A 17,846-nucleotide genomic window follows, 5' to 3' on the forward strand; every position below is an offset into this window, starting at 1 on the left:
GATGCCGCACATCAACATCAAGTTTTTTCCGGTCGACCTGCACCGGGACACCGAGCAGCAGCTCGTCGACGAGCTGACCGAGGCGGTCACCACCGCCTTCGGGTGCAGCCCGAACGTGGTGTCCATCGCCCTGGAACCGGTGGAGGAGCAGCGCTGGCAGGCGCAGGTCTACCAGCCGGAGATCGTCGAACGGCAGCACCTGCTGCGCAAGGTGCCGAACTACTGACACCCCGGCCCCTGGAAGAGGTGGAGACCGCCATGGCGCAGCCGACCCGTACCCTCGCACCGAGACCGTTACCCAGCATCGCCGACGGCATCGACGACCTCGTCGGCAACACACCCCTGCTGCGCCTGCCCGTCGCGCACCGGGCACCCGGTGCCGAGGTGCTGGCGAAGCTGGAGTGCGCGAACCCGGCCGCCAGCGTGAAGGACCGCGCGGCGCTCTACATGCTCCGCGCGGCGGAGGCCGACGGGCGGCTGCGCCCCGGCGGCGTCGTGGTGGAGGCGACGTCGGGCAACACCGGCATCGCGTTGGCCGCCCTGTGCGCGGCGCGCGGGTACCGCTGCGTCATCGTGTTGCCGGACAACGCCACCCCGGAGCGGATCGGCCTGCTGCGCCGGTTCGGCGCCGACGTGGTGCTGACCCCCCGCGAGGCGCGTTACCAGGGCGCGGTCGACAAGGCCGAGGAGATCTGCGCGATGACGCCGGGCGCGTGGTTCGTCCGGCAGCACGACAACGACGACAATCCCCGGGCCCACCGGGAGACCACCGGCCCGGAGATCTGGACCGACACCGGCGGCCGGGTCGACGTCCTGGTCTGCGGGGTCGGCACCGGCGGCACGCTCAGCGGCACCGCCGGCTACCTCAAGGAGCGCAACCCCGCGCTGCGGGCGGTCGCAGTGGAGCCGGCGGGTTCGCCGCTGCTGTCCGGGGGTACGGCCGGCACCCACGCCATCCCCGGTTTCAACGGCGGCTTCGTCGCCCCCACCACCGATCTGAGCCTGATCGACGAGGTCGTCACCGTCACCGACGACGAGGCGGCGGACACGAGCAGCTGGCTGGCCCGCCGCGTCGGTGTCCTCGCCGGGGTGTCCTCCGGGGCGGCGACCCACGTGGCGCTGCGGGTGGCCCGTCGGCGCGACAGCGTCGACAAGCGGATCGTCGTCATCCTCCCCGACACCGGGGAGCGCTACCTGAGCATGTGGTCTGAGCGTCCGTGAGACGCCGGAGATTCGGAGGGGACGGTCCCGTGCGGACACTGCTACTCGTCGGTGGCGTCGACGACACCGCCGTCGCGGCGAAGGAACTCGGTCTGCGGGTGCTCCTGCTCCAGCACCCCACCAAGATCACCGAACGGCAGCGGCAGGTGGCCGACGTCGTGGAGGTGCTGGACTACACCGACTGGACGCTGACCGCGCCGGTCGTGACCCGGCTGCACCAGCGGTGGCGCATCGACCAGGTGGTGTCGCTGACCGAGCCGGGCCTGGACATCGCGGCCCGCGCCCGTGACCTGCTCGGCCTCGACGGCACCAGCTACCCGGTGTCCCGCCGGTTCCGGGACAAGCTGGCCATGCGGCGCCACCTGGTCAGCCGCGACGCCGAGGCGGTCGCGGCGGCCCCCCTGCGCGACTTCGACGACCTGCGCGCCTTCGGCGTCCGGCACGGCTACCCGTTCGTGGTGAAGCCGACCGCCGCCACCGCCAGCATCGGGGTGTTCCGGGTCGACGACCCGTCCGGACACGAGGCCGTGTGGGAGCAGGTGTGCCGGCTGCGGGGGACCCGCACCGACCGGGTGTCGACCCTGCTGGTGCTCGACGACTTCCTGATGGAGGAGTACGTCCACGGCCGGGAGTTCAGCGTCGAGACGTTCAGCTTCGCCGGCCGGCACGTGGTCGTCACGATCACCGAGAAGATGACCGACCCGGGCCACTTCGCCGAACTCGGCCACGCCGTGCCGGCCCGGCTGACCGAGGACGCCTGGGACCGGGTCGGCGAGTGCGTCGGCACCTTCCTCGACCACCTGGGCTTCACCGACGGCCCCTGCCACACCGAGGTCCGCCTCAGCGGCACCCGGGCCCGCATCATCGAGGGCCACCACCGCTACGGCGGCGACGCCATCCCCGAACTCGTCCGCGCCGTGTACGGCATCGACCTGGACCGGCTCGCCGTCGGCTGGCCGTTCCGCCTGGTCGACCCGTTGCCGGACAGCCCCGCGCCCCGGGGTGCGGGCTGTGTGCGTGCCGTCGTCGGCCCACCCGGTCGGGTGCTGTCCGTCGAGGGGGTGCAGGAGGCGGCCCGCCAGCCCGACGTCCTGGCGGTCCGGATCAGTGCCCGGCCCGGCGACGAGGTGCGCCCGCTGCGGGACAACTGGGACCGGCTCGGCCTGGTCGCCGTCACCGGCCCCACCGTCGCCGCCGCCGCACAGCGGGGCGCGCGGCTCGTCGACGAGGTCATCCGCATCCGCATCCGCGACGACCGGGGTGCCGTGCACCTGGCCCGGGTCGCCGAGGTGCACCAGCTGACCGGGGCGGTGGGGTAGGTGAGCGTGCTGATCCTGCACCGCAATCCGCTGGAGCCGTTCCCGTACCGGGACTGGCTGGCCGACCACGACCAGCCGGCGGTGCTGCTCGCCGCCCGCGACAAGATCGAGTCCTTCGGCGAGGAGATACCGACCGACACCCTCGGCCTGGCCCACCTGGAGGTGCTCGACCACTACGACCGGGACGTGGCGGCCCGCGCCACCGCGCTCGCCGCCCGCCACCGGCCCCGGCACGTCGTCGCCCTGCACGAGGCGGACCTGGAACTCGCCGCCGAGCTGCGGGCCCGCTTCGGGCTGCCGGGCCCCCGGCCCGCCGACATCCGGCCGTTCCGCGACAAGCTGCTGATGAAGCAGCAGGCGGTGGCCGCCGGCATCGAGGTGGCCCCGCACACCCTGGCGACCACGGCCGGGCAGGTACGGGCCTTCGCGGCCGACCACGGGTACCCGGTGGTGCTCAAGCAGCGGGCCGGCTACAACTCCGTCGGGTTGCGCATCGTGCGCTCCGCCGGGGAGCTGCCCGCCCACCTGGACGAGCTGTACCGCGACGGCGACCGCGACGACCTGCTCGTCGAGCGGTTCGTGCCCGGCCGGATGTGCCACGTCGACGGGTTCGTCCGGGCCGGCCGTACCGTGCTGGCCTGGCCGTCGCAGTACCAGTACGACCTCGCCTCGTTCGGCAGCGATCCCGGCCCACGCATCGACGTCACCCTCGACCCGGACGACCCGCTCACCGGGCGGCTGCTCGACCTCGTCGACCGGGTGCTGGCCGCCCTCACCCGTCGGCCCGGTGCGCTCACCGACCACGCCTTCCACGCGGAGGTGTTCCACACCCCCGACGACCGGCTGGTGCTCTGCGAGATCGCCTGCCGCAGCGGCGGGGCGAAGATCCGCGAGGTGTTCGAGGTGATGTTCGGCGTCAACCTGGCGGAGGCGGAGCTGCGTACCCAGCTGGGGCTGCCCGTACCGGCGTTGCAGCGGCTCACCGGCGACGCCCGCCCGCGTCCGCGCAGCATGTCCGGCCAGATGCTGATGATGAAACGTCCCGGGCTGGTCCGCACGGTGCCCAGCCCGCCGACCGAGCCGTGGGTCCGCCGGTTCTGGTGCTGGGCCCGACCCGGGCAGGTGATCCCGCCGGCCGCCGGGTCGGCCGACTTCCTCACCGCCGCCGTCGCCGCCGCCCCGACCCGGGTCGAGTGCGAGGCGCGGCTACGCCGCCTCGGCGACCGGGTCGCCGCGCAGATCCAGATCGGGGAGGCGTCATGACCGGCCGGGGAGTCCAGGCCCGCTACATGGCGGCGATGGTGATCGACGCCACCGGCAGCGGCATGTACCTGCCGCTGTCGCTGATCTACTTCCAGCACAGCACCGGCCTGTCCGTGGGACGGGTCGGCGCGATCGTCAGCGCGGCGGCGGTGCTCGGCCTGATCGCCAACCCGCTGACCGGGGTGCTCGTCGACCGGTTCGGCGCACGCGCCGTGGTGGTGGGCGGCTACCTGCTGCGCGCCGCCGCCTTCGCCTGCTATCCCCTGGTCGACTCGGCGGGGCCGCTGTTCCTGGCCGTGCTGGTGGTGGCGTTCGGTGACGTGTCGTTCTCCCCGTCGGTGCACTCGCTGGTCGCGGAGATCGCCAGCGGCAGCGCCCGGGACAAGCTGATCGCCGCGCAGCGGAGCCTGCGCAACGCCGGGCTCGGCGCGGGTGGTCTGCTGGCCGGGGCGGCGCTCACGGTGCGGGCCGACCAGGCGTTCACCGTGATCGTGCTGACCAGCGCGGTCGCCTTCACCGTCGCGGCCGGGCTGATCCGCGCGATCCCCGTGCACCGCCGGTCCGGCGGCACCGCCCGGACGACGCAGGGTCGGGGCTACCGGCTGGTGGCCCGCAACCGCCCGTTCCTCGCTCTCACCCTGCTCAACGTGCCGACCGCGTTCGGCTACATGGTGCTGGCGGTGAGCCTGCCCGTCTACGTGACGCTGCACCTGGGGCAGCCGGCCTCGCTCGTCGGCGCGCTCTACGCGGTGAACACCATCGGCATCGCGGTGGCGCAGATCCCGGTCACCCGGGCGTTGACCCGGTTCCGCCGGTCCCGGGCCGTGGCGGCCGGCGCCGGCGTGTTCGGGCTGTCGTTCGTGTCGTTCGCGGTGCTCGGCGCGACGGCCGGCGGCGCGGTCCTGCTGGCCGGTGTGTTCGCCGCGACCGCGCTGTTCACCGTCGGGGAACTCCTGCACGGGGCGACCGCGTCCGCGCTGGTGGTCAACGCGGCCCCCGAGCAGACCCGGGGCCGGCACCTCGCCGTCTACCAGCTGTCCTGGGCGGTGCCGGGCGCGTTGGCGCCGGCGGTGCTGACCGCGCTGCTGTCGCTGTCGCCGACCGGCATGTGGCTCGTGCTGGCGGCCGGTGTGGTGGTGTCGGCGGTCGGCGTGCTGCGCCTCGAACCCCACCTGCCCCCGGCGGCGGTCCGGGCGCCGGCCGCGCCGCAGGCGACCGACGGGCCGACGTCGCCGTCACCCGGGGACACCGCCCACGGCGGTCCGGCCGCCGACCCGTCCGGCGGTCCCGCCGCTACTGATCCGTCCGGCGGCGTGCCCGCCGCCGGCCCCGTACGAGTCAGGGAGAGTCACTGATGGGTGTTGCCAGCTGGGTGGTCCTCACCGGCGACGATCCACGGCACGCGCCACCGGCAGCCGCCGGCCAGTGCGGCTGGGTGAGTCAGATCGCGCCCCTGATCACCGAGTTCAGCCGGCCGGGGGACCTGGTGCTCGACCCGTTCGCCGGGTGGGGTACCAGCCTCGTCGCTGCCTCGGTCACCGGCCGGCGCGGCATCGGCCTGGAGATCTCCCCGGACCGGGCCAAGCAGGCGACGCGCCGCCTGGAGGCGTACCCCGGCCAGGTGATGATCTGCGGTGACGCCCGCCGGCCCCCGGTGCCCGACCGTAGCGTCGACTTCCTCGTCACCGACCTGCCCTACTTCGGCACCGCGCTCGACACCGACTCCCCGGTCGACGGCCAGTTCTACGCGCTGCGCGACTACTCCGCCTACCTGACCGCCCTCGACCACGCCTTCCACGCGCTGGCCCGGGTGCTCAAGCGGGGCGCGTACGCGGTCGTCGCGGTGCAGAACCGGCGGGTCGCCGACCGGTTCGTGCCGCTGGCGTGGGACGTCGGCCGGGTGCTCGGCGGTCACCTCACCCTCGGCGACGAGCGCATCCACCTCTACCCGCGCCCGGTCACCGAGGGGGACCCGATGGTCAACAACCGGGGGCACGAGTACCTGCTCGTCGCGCGGAAGCGGTAGCCGCCGCTCAGGAGCCGACACCCACGCCCAGGGCGCGCTTGTCCGGCTTGCCGCTCGGCCCCACCGGCACCCCGGCGATCACCTCCACGGTCGTCGGGACGGCGGCCGCGCCCAGGGCCGCCGCGACCCGGGCGCGCAGCCGGTCGACGTCCACCGGGTCACCGCCGGCCGGCACCACGTACGCGTGCACCGCCTCGCCGGTGACGTCGTCGGGCCGGCTGACCACGTACGCCTCGGCGACGGCGGGGTCGGTGGCGAGCACCCGCTCGATCGGGCCGGCGTACACCAGGTTGGCGTTGACGATGATCACGTCCCGGGCGCGGCCGGACAGGTGCAGGTAGCCGTCGGCGTCCAACCGGGCCAGGTCGCGGGTGCGCACCCAGCCGTCGGTGAACACCTCGGCGGTCTCGGCCGGGTCGCCCCAGTAGGCGTCGGCCTGCGCCGGGGTCCGGACGAAGAGTTCACCCTCGGTCGCCGGCCGGCCGTCGGCGTCCCGGACGGACAGGTCGACCACCGCCGGGGCGCGCCCGACCGAGGCGAGCCGGCGCGGATCGGCCAGCAGCTCGGCCGGGGTGACCATCGAGATCATCCCGGTCTCGGTCTGCCCGTAGCCGTGGAAGACGACCGGGCCGAGCACGTCGAGCGCCTCGGCGAGCCGGGACGCGGTGAGCGGGGAACCGGAGACCACGAGCGCCCGCAGGCTGCCCAGGTCGACCGGGTCGGCGCGCTGGTCCCGGACGAGCTGGTGCAGCTTGCCGACGGTGATGACGCTCGCGGTGGCCCGGTGCCGGGTGATCATGCCGGGGAATCCGGGCGGGCGGGCGGCGACCAGGGTGCCCCCGGCGGCCAGGGTGAGGATGCCGTACTCCAGCATCACCTGGCTGCTCAGCGAGCCGAAGACCAGGTAGCGCCCCAACCGGGGGGCGAGTTCGGCGATCGCCGGTGGCCACCGGTCGGGGTGGGCCGCCCAGGCCGCGCTCATCGCCGCGTACGTCTGGGCGCAGCCCTTGGGATGGCCGGTGCTGCCGCTGGTCCAGGTGATCCGGGCGACGTCGCCGGGCCGGCCGGCGGCGACCAGCGGGCTGCCGTCGTCGGTGGTCCCCGCCAGCGTGGCGAGCCGGGCGTCGTCGACGAGCAACGCGTCGTCGCTGGCGAGCAGCCGGTCGAGTTGCGCCGGGGTCAGCTCCGGCCGGATGCCGGACACCCGCGCGCCGACGGTGAACGCGGCGAGGACACCGGCGAGCGCCTCCGGGGTGACCCCGATCCGCAACGCCACCGCCCGACCCGGCCCGATGCCGGCGGCCCGCAGCCCGCTGGCGATCCGCCGGACCAGGTCCGCCAGCTCGGCCGCGCCGACGATCCGGTCGCCGTCCTCGAAGACCGGCCGGTCGCCACCGGTGGTGAGCAGCCGCAGCACGGGCTGCGGCCACAGCTCACCACCGGCGGCGGCCCCGGACCGGTCGCGGTCCGCCGACCCGCGACCGGTCCGGTCGTGCCCGCCGTGCCGGCCGGGCCCCGTGGCGCGAGGGTCGGCGTCCGCCGCGCCACGGCCGTCGTGGTGGTGCTCAGCCGGCATCGGACAGGACGCCCTTGAGGAACAGCGCCAGGGGCTGCTGGTGCACGCCGGGCAGGTCCCAGTTGTTCTCCAGGTTCTCGGCGAGGTGGTGGGTGGCGACGACCTGCCCGCCCCGGTGCACCCGGACGACGGGGTGCAGGTAGCTGGCGTCGTGGGCGCGTTCGGCGTCGTTCTCGGCGATCCGGGGGACGGTGATGTCGAACGGGTCGACCTGGTCGTGGTCCGGGCCGTACTCCAGGGTGGTCACCACCGCGAACGGCTCGGGCCCCAGGCCGCCGTCGAGCAGGTGGGCCACGGGCACCTCCTCGTGGTAGCGCGCGACGCCGTCGGCGATCACGACGACGTCGCCGAGGACGGTGAACTGCTGCCACAGCGCGGAGGTGCGGTTGATCCGGGCGATGATCGCGTCGGTGATCGCCTCCGGGGTGGCGTCCACTGTGGTGGCCGGCCACGGTGTGCCGTGGTACCGGGCGTCGAGCATCCGGTGCAGGGCGCGTACGCCGTACCGGAAACCGTGGATGAAGCCGTTGGTTGAACGCTTGAAGTCGCGTTGCTGGGTGAGGGTGCCGGCGAAGAATAGGCCGGGCACGTTCACCGACTCGAAGCCGGAGGTCTGCTCGGGGAAGCGGTCGTTGATGACCAGCCGGGGCCGGGCCGACGGGTCGAAGATGTCCGCGTCGAACCGGAAGCCGGTGCACAGGATGATCCGGTCGTAGTCGATCTGCCGCAGCGACTCGCGGGTGCGGGCGTACCGGAAGTCGATGCGGTAGCCGCCGTCGTCGCGGCGGGCGATCCGCTCGACGGTGCCGTCCAGGACCGCGTTCTGCGACTTGAGCTGGTAGGTGTCGAGGAAGTTGTTGTTCACCGCGCGCAGGTGCCCGACGTAGTGCGTCTGCCAGGCCAGCCGGATCGAGTGCGGGCCGGCGACGTGGATGACGGCGGCGGTCTCGACCAGGGCGTCGGCGGTCTCGAAGGCCGAGTTGCCCTTGCCGATGATCAGGACCCGCTGGTTGGTGAAGTCGTCCGGGTCGACGCTGACGGTGTCGTAGCGTTCGGCGAGTTCGACGCCCTCGATCGGCGGGACGTAGAGCTTCGAGACGCCGGTGGCCACGACGACCCGGCGGGCGGTCAGGGTGTCGTCGCCGGCCTCGACGGTGAACAGGTCACCGTCGCGGGCGATCCGGGTGACCCGGGTGTCGTAGCGGACCCGCAGCCCCTGCGCGAAGGCCGCGAGATAGCGCACCATGTCGTCGGCGTCGGGGAAGTAGCGCCGGCTGAAGTTGCGGAACAGCAGCGCCGGATCGTCGGTGAGCAGCGAGTTCCAGTCGGAGCGCAGGTTGAACTCCGGATCGTCGGAACCGGTCCAGACCTTGTTGATGGAGATCAACTGGCGGTGCCGCGGGTAGCGGCCGAAGAACGTGCCCGGCGCCGGCCCGGCCTCCAACACCAGATGGTCGCGGCCGTCGCGCTCCAGCAGGGCGGCGAGTTGGAGCCCGGCCGGCCCGGCTCCGATGATCAGGTAGTCGAGCGTCATGCGGCGCACCGTATCGGCCCGATTTCAAAGCGTTCTGAGAATCGCTCTCTAGGGTCCGGTCGCATGACGACAGAGGTTGATCTCGCGGCACCGCTGCGGATCGCCGACCTGAGCGCCGCCCGCGACCCGGTCCGGGTCGTGGTCGGCGCTCAGGTCCGCGACCGGGTCACCCGCACCCGCACCTTCCTGTCCGCGGTGCTCGGCGAGGACCGCGCGGTGTACGGCAGCACCACCGGCTTCGGCGCCCTCGTCGGGTACGCCGGCCGCGCCGACCTGCGCGACCAGGCCGACAACACCCTCGCCCACCTCGGCGCGGGCCACGGCCCGGATCTCGCCCCGGAGATCGTCCGGGCGACCGTGCTGGTCCGGGCCTGGTCGCTGGCCCGGGGCGCGTCAGGGGTGTCGCCGCACGTCGTCGACGCGTTGGCCGCGATGCTCGGGACCACCTTCGTGCCCGCCGTGCCGAGGTGGGGTTCGGTGGGCGCGAGCGGGGACCTGATCCCGCTGGGCGCGGCGGCCCAGGCGCTGCGCGGTCGCGGCCACGCCTACCTCGACGGGGTACGCCTGCCGGCCGCGCAGGCGCTGGAGAAGGCCGGCCTGACCCCGCTGCCACTTGACGGACGGGACGCCCTGGCCCTGGTCAACGGCACCTCGCTGACCACCGCGGCGACGGCGCTGGCGTTGTCGGCCGTACGTGCCGCGCACCGGGCGGCGCAGGTGCTCACCTGCCTGCTGGCCGACCTGCTCGGCTGCGACCCGCAGTTCCTCGACGCCCGGCTGCTGCGCGCGTACGGGCACCCGGGCGCGATCGACGTGGGCGCGCGGATGCGGCAGGTCGGCGCGGGGTTGGTCGCGTCGGGCAGGCGCCCGTTGCAGGAGCCGTACAGCATCCGGTGCGCGCCGCAGCTGCTCGGCGCGGCCGAGGACGCGCTGCGCCACGTCGATTCCGTGGTCACCGCCGACCTGGGCAGCGTCAGCGACAACCCGCTGTTCTTCCCCGACGACGACCTCGTGGTGCACGGCGGCAACTTCTTCGGCCAGCCGGCCGCGTTCGCCGCCGACCTGCTGTCGATGGTGGTGGCGCAGGTCGGCAACCTCGCCGAACGGCAACTCGACCTGCTCGTCGACCCGCACCGCAACGGTGGCCTGCCGCCGATGCTGGCCGCCGGCCCGGGGCAGCAGCACGGGTTGCAGGGCGTGCAGCTGGCCTCCACCGCGCTGATCGCCGAGATCCGCCGGGACGCCATGCCGGCGAGCATGCAGAGCCTGCCGACCAACCTGCACAACCAGGACGTCATCCCGCTCGGCACCCAGGCCGCCCTGCGGGTCTTCGACCAGGCCGGACTGCTGCGGCTGATCGTCGGCTCGTTGGCGTTGGGGCTGCGTCAGGCCGCGTACGTGGGGGCCCGCACGCCCACCGCGCCGGGCTGCGCCCGGGTGCTGGCGGCGCTGGTCGCGGCGATTCCCCCGGTCGACCCGGACCGGCCGCTCGACGGCGACGTCCGGCGGGCCGCCGACGTGATGGACGCACTGGAACTCCCGTTGACCCCTCTCACCCTGGATGGCCCGTCGTGACCCTCGACTGTCTGATCATCGGAGCCGGCCCCGCCGGCCTGCAACTGGCCGCCCTGCTGGAGGCCGACGGCCGGCGCGACTACCTGGTGCTGGAGGGCGCGGACATCCCGGGCGCGTTCTTCGCCACCTATCCCCGGCACCGGCAACTGATCTCCATCAACAAGCCGCACACCGGCTCCGACGATCCGGAGTTCAACCTGCGGCTGGACTGGAACTCGCTGCTCACCGACGATCCGGCGCTGCGGTTCACCAGGTACACCGAACGGTACTTCCCGGACGCCGACGTGATGGTCCGCTACCTGGCCGACTTCGCCGCGCGGACCGGGGTGAAGGTGCGCTACGGCGCGCGGGTCACCTCGGTGTCCAAGGTGGACGGGATCTTCGAGGTGCACGCGGGGGAGACCTTCCGGGCCCGGCGGGTGGTCGTCGCCACCGGCGTGTCCAGGCCGTACCTGCCGGACATTCCCGGGCTGGAGCTGGCCGAGCAGTACGCGGACATGCCCGTCGACCCGCGCGACTACCTCGACCAGAAGGTGCTGATCATCGGCAAGGGCAACTCCGCGTTCGAGACGGCGGACAGCCTGATGGAGACCACCACCCTGATCCACCTGGCCGGGCCCAGCTCGGTGCGGATGGCCTGGCGCACCCACTACGTCGGGCACCTGCGGGCGGTGAACAACAACTTCCTCGACACCTACCAGCTCAAGTCGGCCAACGCGATCCTGGACGGCACCGTCCGGCGGATCACCCGCGACGCCGACGGCTACACGGTGACGTTCGCGTTCTCCCGCGCCGACGAGGTGACCAAGGAGCTGCGCTACGACCGGGTGCTCGTCTGCACCGGGTTCGCCTTCGACGCGTCGATCTTCGACGAGTCGTGCCGGCCGGAGCTGGCGATCCGGGACCGTTTCCCGGCCCAGACCGCGCAGTGGGAGTCGGTGAACGTGCCCGACCTGTTCTTCGCCGGCACCATCACCCAGCAGCGGGACTTCAAGCGCTCGACCAACGGGTTCATCCACGGTTTCCGCTACGCCGTACGGGCCCTGCACCGGATCCTCGAACGCCGGTACGGGGACACGCCGTGGCCGACGGAGAAGCTGGACGCGACCGGGGCGTCGATCGCCGACGCGATCATCGCCCGGGTCAACCGCACCTCCGCGCTGTGGCAGCAGTTCGACGTCCTCGCCGACGTGGTGACCGTCGCCGACGCCGACGCGCGCTACCACGAGGAGGTGCCGGTGGACTACTTCACCGAGACCGGCCTGCGCACCGCCGACCACGACTACTCCGACGCGTTCGTGGTCACCCTGGAGTACGGCCCGGAGCACGACCAGGTGGACCCGTTCGACGTGACGGTGAAGCGGGTCGCGCAGGACGTCGTCGGTGCGGCCCACGACGCGGCGTACCTGCACCCGGTCGTCCGCCACCACCGGGGCGGCCGGGTCGTCGCGACCCACCACCTGGCGGAGAACCTGGAGAACCGGTGGGACCGGCCACAGGTGCACGTGACGCCGCTTGCCGCCTTCGTCGACAGGTGCCTGCGCGGGGCCGGGGACTGACGTGCCGGCCCTCGACGAGGTGGCGCTGAACCTGGCCGACGTGGCCGCCGCCGCCCGCCGCCGCCTCGACCCGGTGCACTGGGACTTCTTCGCGGGCGGGGCCGGCGACGAACGTACCCTGCGGGCCAACGAGGCGGCCTTCGCCCGACGCTTCCTGCTTCCCCGGGTGCTGCGCGCCACCGGCGACCGGGACCTGCGGATCTCGCTGCTCGGCAACGAGGTCTCGATGCCGGTGCTGGTCGCGCCGACCGCGTTCCACCAGCTGGCCCACCCCGACGGCGAGCTGGCCACCGCCCGTGCCGCCGCCGAGGCCGGCACGGTCATGGTGGTGAGCATGGCGGCCACCCGGCCGGTCGAGCAGATCGCGGCGGCCGGCGGGACGCTGTGGTTCCAGCTCTATCCGCACACCGACGTGGAGTTCACCACCACCGTGGTCCGGCGGGCGGTGGCCGCCGGCTGCCGGGCCCTGGTCGTCACGGTCGACTCGCCCGTGTTCGGTCGGCGCGAGCGCGACCTGCGGCACGGATTCGTCGACCTGCCACCCGGCATGGTCTGCGAGAACATGCGTGACGCGAACGGCCGGGTCCGGGACATCGAGATGAACGCCCGGGCGAGCTGGGAGCTGGTCGCCGTGCTGCGTCGGCTCACCACGGTGCCCATCCTGCTCAAGGGGGTGTTGCACCCCGAGGACGCCCGGCTGGCCGTCGAGCACGGGGTGGACGGGGTGGTGGTCTCCAACCACGGCGGCCGGCAACTCGACGGGGTGACGGCCACCCTGGACGCGTTGCCGGCCGTCGTGGCGGCCGTCGGTGGGCGGCTGCCGGTGCTCGTCGACGGCGGGCTGCGGCGCGGGGTCGACGTCCTTGTCGCGTTGGCGCTGGGGGCGACGGCCGTGCTGGTCGGCCGCCCGGTGCTGTGGGGGCTGGCGGCGGGCGGCGCGGCCGGGGTGCGGCACGTGCTCGACCTGCTGCGCGCCGATCTCGACCGGGCGTTGGCGCTGGTGGGCGTCGCGCGGCCGGGCGACCTGGGCGCCGGCCTGGTCACCACGGGAGCCCCGGCGTGAGCGCGCCGGTGCTGTGCGGCGTGCTGCTCGTGGCGGGGGTGGTCGGGTGGACCCTGCCCCGGTGGCTGCCCCCGGCGGTGGTGCGGCTGCGGCAGTGGGTGTTCGCCCGGGTCAACGGCGAGGAGGGCATCCCGGTGCCCGGCCCGCTCGTCGACGTCGAGCACTTCGAGCAGCTGTACGCCGACCCGGCGGCCGACGGGCGCAGCCGGGGCGCCGGCCTGTCCGACCTGTTCTGGTACTGGCTGTCGCCCGGCCCGCACATGCACCAGGAGCACCTGGAGCCGGGGGAACGGTACCGGGCGGTGGCCGGGGTGACCCGGCAGGTGCTCGCGCTGCGACCGCAGCGCGCCGACGCGCTCGCCACCGCCGCCACCCGGCGGGTGCTCGACGAGCTGCCGGCCGGGCGGGTCCACGTCCGGTTGCGGGATCTGATGATGCCGGTGTGGGCGGAGGTCTTCCACGAGCTGATCTTCGGTGAGGTGTGCCCGCCGCAGGTCCGGGCGCTCTACGTCGCCAACGCCACCGACGTGGTCGCCGCCCTGAAGTGCACCGGCCTGCGGCACCTAAACCGGCGGGACCCGTTGACCCGCTACCTGCGGGGGCGTCTCGAGGCGGGCACCTGCCCGGTGACGTTGCCGCCGCCGTTCACCACCGAGGAGACGGCCTGGTACCTGCACGGCGCGTTCGGCACCACGGCGGTGGTGCAGATGTCCGAGGCGATGGCGCACGTGCTGCTGGCCCTGGCCGGCCGGCCGGACCTGCAGCGGGGCCTGGACGACGACGACGCGTTGGACCGGGTGGTCGACGAGACGCTGCGGGTGCATCCGCTCTTCGGCGTCGCGCACCGGATCACCTCCGCGCCGATCGGGTTGCCCTCCGGGGTGACCCTGCCCGCCGGGTCGGTGCTGCTCTTCAACTACCTGGCGTTCCAGCGAAGCGGACCGGCCGGCGACGAACGGTTCGACCCGGACCGGTGGCGCACGCTGCGCCGCCGCGACGCCCGGTTCATCCCGTACGGCGTCACCGCGAACCGGGCCTGCCCGGCGCGCGGGGTCGCGCCGGTGATGCTGCGCGCCGCGACCCGCGAGGTGCTGCGCCGGTACGCCCTGGCGTCCTCGGCCGCGCACAGCCGGTCGCTGCCCAGCCGGGGCCCGGCGTACCTGACCCCGGTCGGGGTGGCCGGCCCGGGGCGGCTGCGGCTGGCCGCGATGCGGTGGCGGGACCGCTGGGCCGACGTGGGTCGCAGCGTCCGGCAACTGGTGTTCGGCGCCTGGATGGTCGTCGACGCCCGGCGACAACGGTTGTGCACCACCTACTTCGAGGAGGCGGTACGGTGACTCCCACCCAGTTGGCCCCACGGTTCTTCATCGCGGTCGCGGTGATCCTGATCTTCTGCAAGGCGGTGGCCTGGCTGCTCGGCAAGGTGGGTCAACCCGCCGTGGTCAGCGAGATGCTCGCCGGTGTGCTGTTGGGCCCGTCGCTGCTCGGCCTCGTGCTGCCGGACGTGAAGGACGCCCTGTTCCCGACCGCGCTGCTGCCGGTGCTGTACGTGGTGGGCCAGGTGGGCCTGGTGCTGTTCATGTTCCAGGCCGGGTACGCCTTCAGCGCCCACCGGGTGACCGGCCTGGCCGGCACCGCCGGGCTGGTGTCGTTGGCCGGGGTGACCGCGCCGCTGGTCCTGGGGGTGGGCCTGGTCCTGCTCACCGCGGACGCCGTGCCGATGCGGGCCGACGGGACGTCGATCGGGGTCTCGGCGGCGTTCGTCGGGGTGGCGTTGGCCATCACGGCCTTCCCGATGCTGGCCCGGATCATCACCGAACGCGGGCACGCCGGCACCCGGCACGGCACGTTGTCGTTGGCCAGCGGCGCGATCGACGACATGGTCGCCTGGATCATGCTGGCCGTGGTGCTGGCGTTCGCCTCGGGCCGGGCCGGGCCGGCGGTCGTCACCGCCGGTGGGGCGGTGCTGTTCGGGCTGGTGCTCTGGTTGGGTGGGCGGCGGGTGACCACCGCGCTGATGACCCGCCCCGGTCTCAACGACTCCGCCCGGGTGCTCGGCACGGTGGCCCTGCTCTTCCTGGTGGCCTGGTACACCGACGAGATCGGGCTGTACGCGGTGTTCGGCGCGTTCGCGGTCGGCGTGGTGATGCCCCACAACGCGAACACCGACCGGGTGGTGGACACCCTCACCCCGGTCGCCGCGACGGTCTTCCTGCCGCTGTTCTTCACCTATTCGGGGCTGCGGACGGAGTTCGGGCTGCTCGGCAGCCCGCCGGTGCTGCTGTTCGCGGCGGCCTGCGTGACGGCGGCGATCGTCGGGAAGTTCGGTGCCTGCTGGGCGGCGGCCCGGCTGCGGGGCGAGTCGCAGGGCGTCGCGCTGCGGGTGGGCGCGTTGATGAACGCCCGGGGTCTGATGCAGCTCATCGCGCTCAACGTCGGCCTGGAGGCGGGCATCGTGAACGCCTCGCTGTTCACCGTGCTGGTGCTGGTGGCCCTGGTCACCACGATGATGACGACCCCGCTGCTGAGTTGGATCGAGCACCGGGAGGCCCGTCGGGGCGACGACGTCCGGTCACGGACACTCGCGGCGGTGAAATGATAAAAAGATAGCTATCACTTTTTAGGCTTCCCCTGTGGGATTGTGGAGGCATGCACGGGGGAGGACCTAACCGGTTGCTGTTGGTCGAGGACGACGAGGAACTGGCCGACCTGCTCACCGAGACACTGAGCGGTGAGGGCTTCCTCGTCGACCGGGCCGCCGACGGTCAGCGTGGCCTGCACCTGGGGCTGACCCGCAGCTACGACGTGCTGGTCGTCGACCGGATGCTGCCGGCGCTGGACGGCCTCGACCTGGTCGCCCGGCTGCGGTCCCGGTCGGTCCCGACCCGGGCGCTGATGCTCACCGCGCTCGGTGGCGTCGGCGACCGGATCGCCGGGCTGGACGCCGGCGCCGACGACTACCTGGGCAAGCCGTTCGACCTGGACGAGTTGAGCGCGCGGGTCCGGGCGTTGTGCCGGCGCGGCGCGGAATCCACCACCGTGCTGCGCATCGGCACCGGGCGGCTCGACCTGACCTCGCACGACGTGGTGCTCGCCGACGGCACCCGGGTGGCGCTGTCCGCCCGGGAGTTCGAGCTGCTGCGGGTACTGGCGGCCCGGCCGAGCACCGTGCACTCCCGGGGTGAGTTGCGCCGCCGGGTCTTCGACGCGGCCGCCGCGACGTCGCTCGTGGACACCTACGTCTACTACCTGCGCCGCAAACTCGGCCGCTCGGTGATCCGGACCGTGCACGGGCTCGGCTACCGACTCGGAGCGCTGTGATGGAGCTGGTGGAGCAGTCGATGGTGCGCCGGGCCCGGCTGCGGATCGGGCTGCTGGTGGGGCTGGCCATCAGCGCCCTGCTGCTGCTGGCCGGCGGCCTCTCCTACGCGGTCCTGGTCCGCAGCCAGGAGGCGCAGATCCACCGGGAGCTGGCCTGGGGCGTCCAACACGCCACCATCCCCGGCCCGCCCGCGTGCAGCTGGGTGTTCCGGTACAACGGGCTCACCACCGACACCGGCCTCAACCCCCCACCGGCGGGCTTCCCGCTGGCCGGGGCGTTACGGTCGGTGGCGGCCTCCGGGATCACCGAGGTCACCACGGTCACCCGCAACGGCACCACCTACCACGTCCGTACCGAGTCCCGCAGCGACGGGGTGGTCGTACAGGCGGTGTTCGACGCGCGGTTCCAGTTGTCCGACCGCCGGCACCTGCTGCTGGCGTTCAGCCTCGCCGCCACGGTCGGGTTGTTCGTCGCGGTGCTGACCGGCGCCCTGGTCGGGCGGCGGGCCGTCGCGCCGCTGGCGGAGGCGCTGACCCGGCAACGGCGGTTCATCGCCGACGCCAGCCACGAGCTGCGGACCCCGATCGCCCAGGTGCACATCCGGGCCCAGTTGATGGCGCGGCGGGCGCGGAGCGGGGGCAGCACCACCAGTGCGGAGGATCTCGACCGGCTGATCGGCGGCACCCGCCGGCTGGGCGAGATCGTCGACGACCTGCTGCTCTCCGCCCAGCTCGCCGCGGCTCCCGCCGACCGCCGGCCGTACCCTCCGGTCGACCTGACCGCGCTCGTGGCGGCGGCCGTCGCCGCCGAGACGGAACGGGCCGCCGAGCGGCAGGTCACCCTCGCCGCCGACCTGCCCGACGGGCCGCTGCCGGTGCCGGGGGTCGCGTCGGCGCTGCGCCGGGTGGCCGGTGAGCTGCTGGCGAACGCGCTCGCCCACACCCCGCCCGGCGGCCGGATCGACGTGTCGTTGCGGGCCGGCGGCGACTACGTCGAGTTCGTGGTCGCCGACACCGGGGTCGGGTTCGACCAGGCCGACGCGCGGCGCATCTTCGACCGCTTCCACCGGGGCGGGGGTTCCGGGGAGCACCGGTTCGGGCTGGGGCTGGCCCTGCTCCAGGAGGTCGTGACGAGCCACCGGGGCACGATCGGGGCCGAGGGCCGGCCGAACCAGGGGGCGGCGTTCACCGTCCGCCTGCCCGCCGCCCGGGCGTCCGAGGTGCCGGAGCGGACCTCGGGCATCCGCCGCCTGCGGGTACGCCAGCTCGTCGCCAGGTGAGCCGCGTCGGGCCGCGACACCCGGGGCGGAGAAAAAGTTCCGCCGCCGGTGTCGAGAACGGCAGGCCGGCTCCGTCCCCGGGGTGAACGCGGCCAGAATGGGGGTCGCG

The 17,846-nt window shown here is 73.7% G+C and carries 15 protein-coding genes; 13 read left to right on the forward strand and 2 right to left on the reverse strand.

The genetic code is table 11. The features are described from left to right. The first annotated feature begins 1 nt into the window (after window position 1). The 6 genes from ACN265_RS10665 to ACN265_RS10690 are packed head-to-tail and all read left to right on the forward strand — an operon-like array spanning window position 2 to window position 5,829. Window positions 2–226, forward strand: coding sequence for a tautomerase family protein (locus tag ACN265_RS10665; protein WP_088647261.1), 225 nt, complete (start codon window positions 2–4; stop codon window positions 224–226). A gap of 32 nt (window positions 227–258) precedes the next feature. Beyond that, on the forward strand, window positions 259–1,221 hold the full coding sequence (gene cysK, locus ACN265_RS10670; protein ID WP_204923242.1) for a cysteine synthase A: 963 nt from the start codon (window positions 259–261) through the stop codon (window positions 1,219–1,221). 29 nt (window positions 1,222–1,250) lie between these two features. Further along, entirely contained in the window at window positions 1,251–2,540 is a 1,290-nt protein-coding gene (locus ACN265_RS10675) for an ATP-grasp domain-containing protein (RefSeq protein WP_421407143.1), read from the forward strand. Next, window positions 2,541–3,803, forward strand: a complete 1,263-nt coding sequence (locus ACN265_RS10680) for an ATP-grasp domain-containing protein (RefSeq protein ID WP_421407145.1) — start codon at window positions 2,541–2,543, stop codon at window positions 3,801–3,803. Continuing rightward, window positions 3,800–5,158: an MFS transporter gene (locus ACN265_RS10685; protein ID WP_421407147.1), complete on the forward strand. Its 1,359-nt coding sequence runs from the start codon at window positions 3,800–3,802 to the stop codon at window positions 5,156–5,158. The genes ACN265_RS10680 and ACN265_RS10685 overlap by 4 nt, the downstream gene beginning before the upstream one ends. Continuing rightward, window positions 5,158–5,829 (forward strand): TRM11 family SAM-dependent methyltransferase, encoded by a 672-nt coding sequence (locus ACN265_RS10690; RefSeq protein WP_204923238.1) that lies wholly within the window; start codon window positions 5,158–5,160, stop codon window positions 5,827–5,829. The genes ACN265_RS10685 and ACN265_RS10690 overlap by 1 nt, the downstream gene beginning before the upstream one ends. Window positions 5,830–5,836: 7 nt before the next feature. Here ACN265_RS10690 and ACN265_RS10695 read toward each other — a convergent pair whose 3' ends face one another. Both ACN265_RS10695 and ACN265_RS10700 read right to left on the reverse strand, forming a co-directional pair. Beyond that, window positions 5,837–7,405 carry a class I adenylate-forming enzyme family protein gene (locus ACN265_RS10695; protein WP_204923237.1) on the reverse strand — a complete coding sequence of 523 codons (1,569 nt, stop codon included), beginning with the start codon at window positions 7,403–7,405 and terminating at the stop codon, window positions 5,837–5,839. Continuing rightward, a complete protein-coding gene (locus ACN265_RS10700) occupies window positions 7,395–8,939 on the reverse strand; it encodes an NAD(P)-binding domain-containing protein (RefSeq protein WP_420118050.1) in 1,545 nt (514 codons plus the stop codon). The genes ACN265_RS10695 and ACN265_RS10700 overlap by 11 nt, the downstream gene beginning before the upstream one ends. A gap of 63 nt (window positions 8,940–9,002) precedes the next feature. On the opposite strand from ACN265_RS10700, the gene ACN265_RS10705 reads away from it, so the two are divergent. The 7 genes from ACN265_RS10705 to ACN265_RS10735 all read left to right on the forward strand — a co-directional run bounded on the left by ACN265_RS10705 (window position 9,003) and on the right by ACN265_RS10735 (window position 17,737). Continuing rightward, complete coding sequence (locus ACN265_RS10705) at window positions 9,003–10,514, forward strand: aromatic amino acid ammonia-lyase (protein WP_421407148.1); 1,512 nt, start codon at window positions 9,003–9,005, stop codon at window positions 10,512–10,514. Further along, the gene (locus tag ACN265_RS10710; protein WP_420118048.1) at window positions 10,511–12,073 is read left to right on the forward strand and encodes an NAD(P)-binding domain-containing protein; all 1,563 of its coding nucleotides are present in this window, start codon (window positions 10,511–10,513) and stop codon (window positions 12,071–12,073) included. The genes ACN265_RS10705 and ACN265_RS10710 overlap by 4 nt, the downstream gene beginning before the upstream one ends. 1 nt (window position 12,074) lies before the next feature. Next, window positions 12,075–13,136, forward strand: coding sequence for an alpha-hydroxy acid oxidase (locus ACN265_RS10715; protein WP_421407150.1), 1,062 nt, complete (start codon window positions 12,075–12,077; stop codon window positions 13,134–13,136). Beyond that, the gene (locus ACN265_RS10720; RefSeq protein WP_421407151.1) at window positions 13,133–14,473 is read left to right on the forward strand and encodes a cytochrome P450; all 1,341 of its coding nucleotides are present in this window, start codon (window positions 13,133–13,135) and stop codon (window positions 14,471–14,473) included. Before ACN265_RS10715 ends, ACN265_RS10720 begins: the two co-directional genes overlap by 4 nt. Next, window positions 14,470–15,735 (forward strand): cation:proton antiporter, encoded by a 1,266-nt coding sequence (locus ACN265_RS10725; RefSeq protein WP_421407152.1) that lies wholly within the window; start codon window positions 14,470–14,472, stop codon window positions 15,733–15,735. Before ACN265_RS10720 ends, ACN265_RS10725 begins: the two co-directional genes overlap by 4 nt. Window positions 15,736–15,809: 74 nt before the next feature. Next, window positions 15,810–16,457: a response regulator transcription factor gene (locus ACN265_RS10730; protein WP_420118045.1), complete on the forward strand. Its 648-nt coding sequence runs from the start codon at window positions 15,810–15,812 to the stop codon at window positions 16,455–16,457. Then, window positions 16,457–17,737, forward strand: coding sequence for a sensor histidine kinase (locus ACN265_RS10735; RefSeq protein ID WP_357929280.1), 1,281 nt, complete (start codon window positions 16,457–16,459; stop codon window positions 17,735–17,737). The genes ACN265_RS10730 and ACN265_RS10735 overlap by 1 nt, the downstream gene beginning before the upstream one ends. Window positions 17,738–17,846: the final 109 nt, after the last annotated feature.

Source organism: Micromonospora sp. WMMD730, from assembly GCF_049178955.1.
In the GTDB taxonomy this organism is placed as follows: domain Bacteria; phylum Actinomycetota; class Actinomycetes; order Mycobacteriales; family Micromonosporaceae; genus Micromonospora; species Micromonospora wenchangensis.

Coding starts and splice junctions, on each gene's coding strand:
- ACN265_RS10665 (WP_088647261.1), top strand. CDS start 2: ATGCCGCACATCAACATCAAGTTTTTTCCGGTCGACCTGCACCGGGAC.
- cysK (WP_204923242.1), top strand. CDS start 259: ATGGCGCAGCCGACCCGTACCCTCGCACCGAGACCGTTACCCAGCATC.
- ACN265_RS10685 (WP_421407147.1), top strand. CDS start 3,800: ATGACCGGCCGGGGAGTCCAGGCCCGCTACATGGCGGCGATGGTGATC.
- ACN265_RS10690 (WP_204923238.1), top strand. CDS start 5,158: ATGGGTGTTGCCAGCTGGGTGGTCCTCACCGGCGACGATCCACGGCAC.
- ACN265_RS10695 (WP_204923237.1), bottom strand. CDS start 7,405: ATGCCGGCTGAGCACCACCACGACGGCCGTGGCGCGGCGGACGCCGAC.
- ACN265_RS10700 (WP_420118050.1), bottom strand. CDS start 8,939: ATGACGCTCGACTACCTGATCATCGGAGCCGGGCCGGCCGGGCTCCAA.
- ACN265_RS10705 (WP_421407148.1), top strand. CDS start 9,003: ATGACGACAGAGGTTGATCTCGCGGCACCGCTGCGGATCGCCGACCTG.
- ACN265_RS10735 (WP_357929280.1), top strand. CDS start 16,457: ATGGAGCTGGTGGAGCAGTCGATGGTGCGCCGGGCCCGGCTGCGGATC.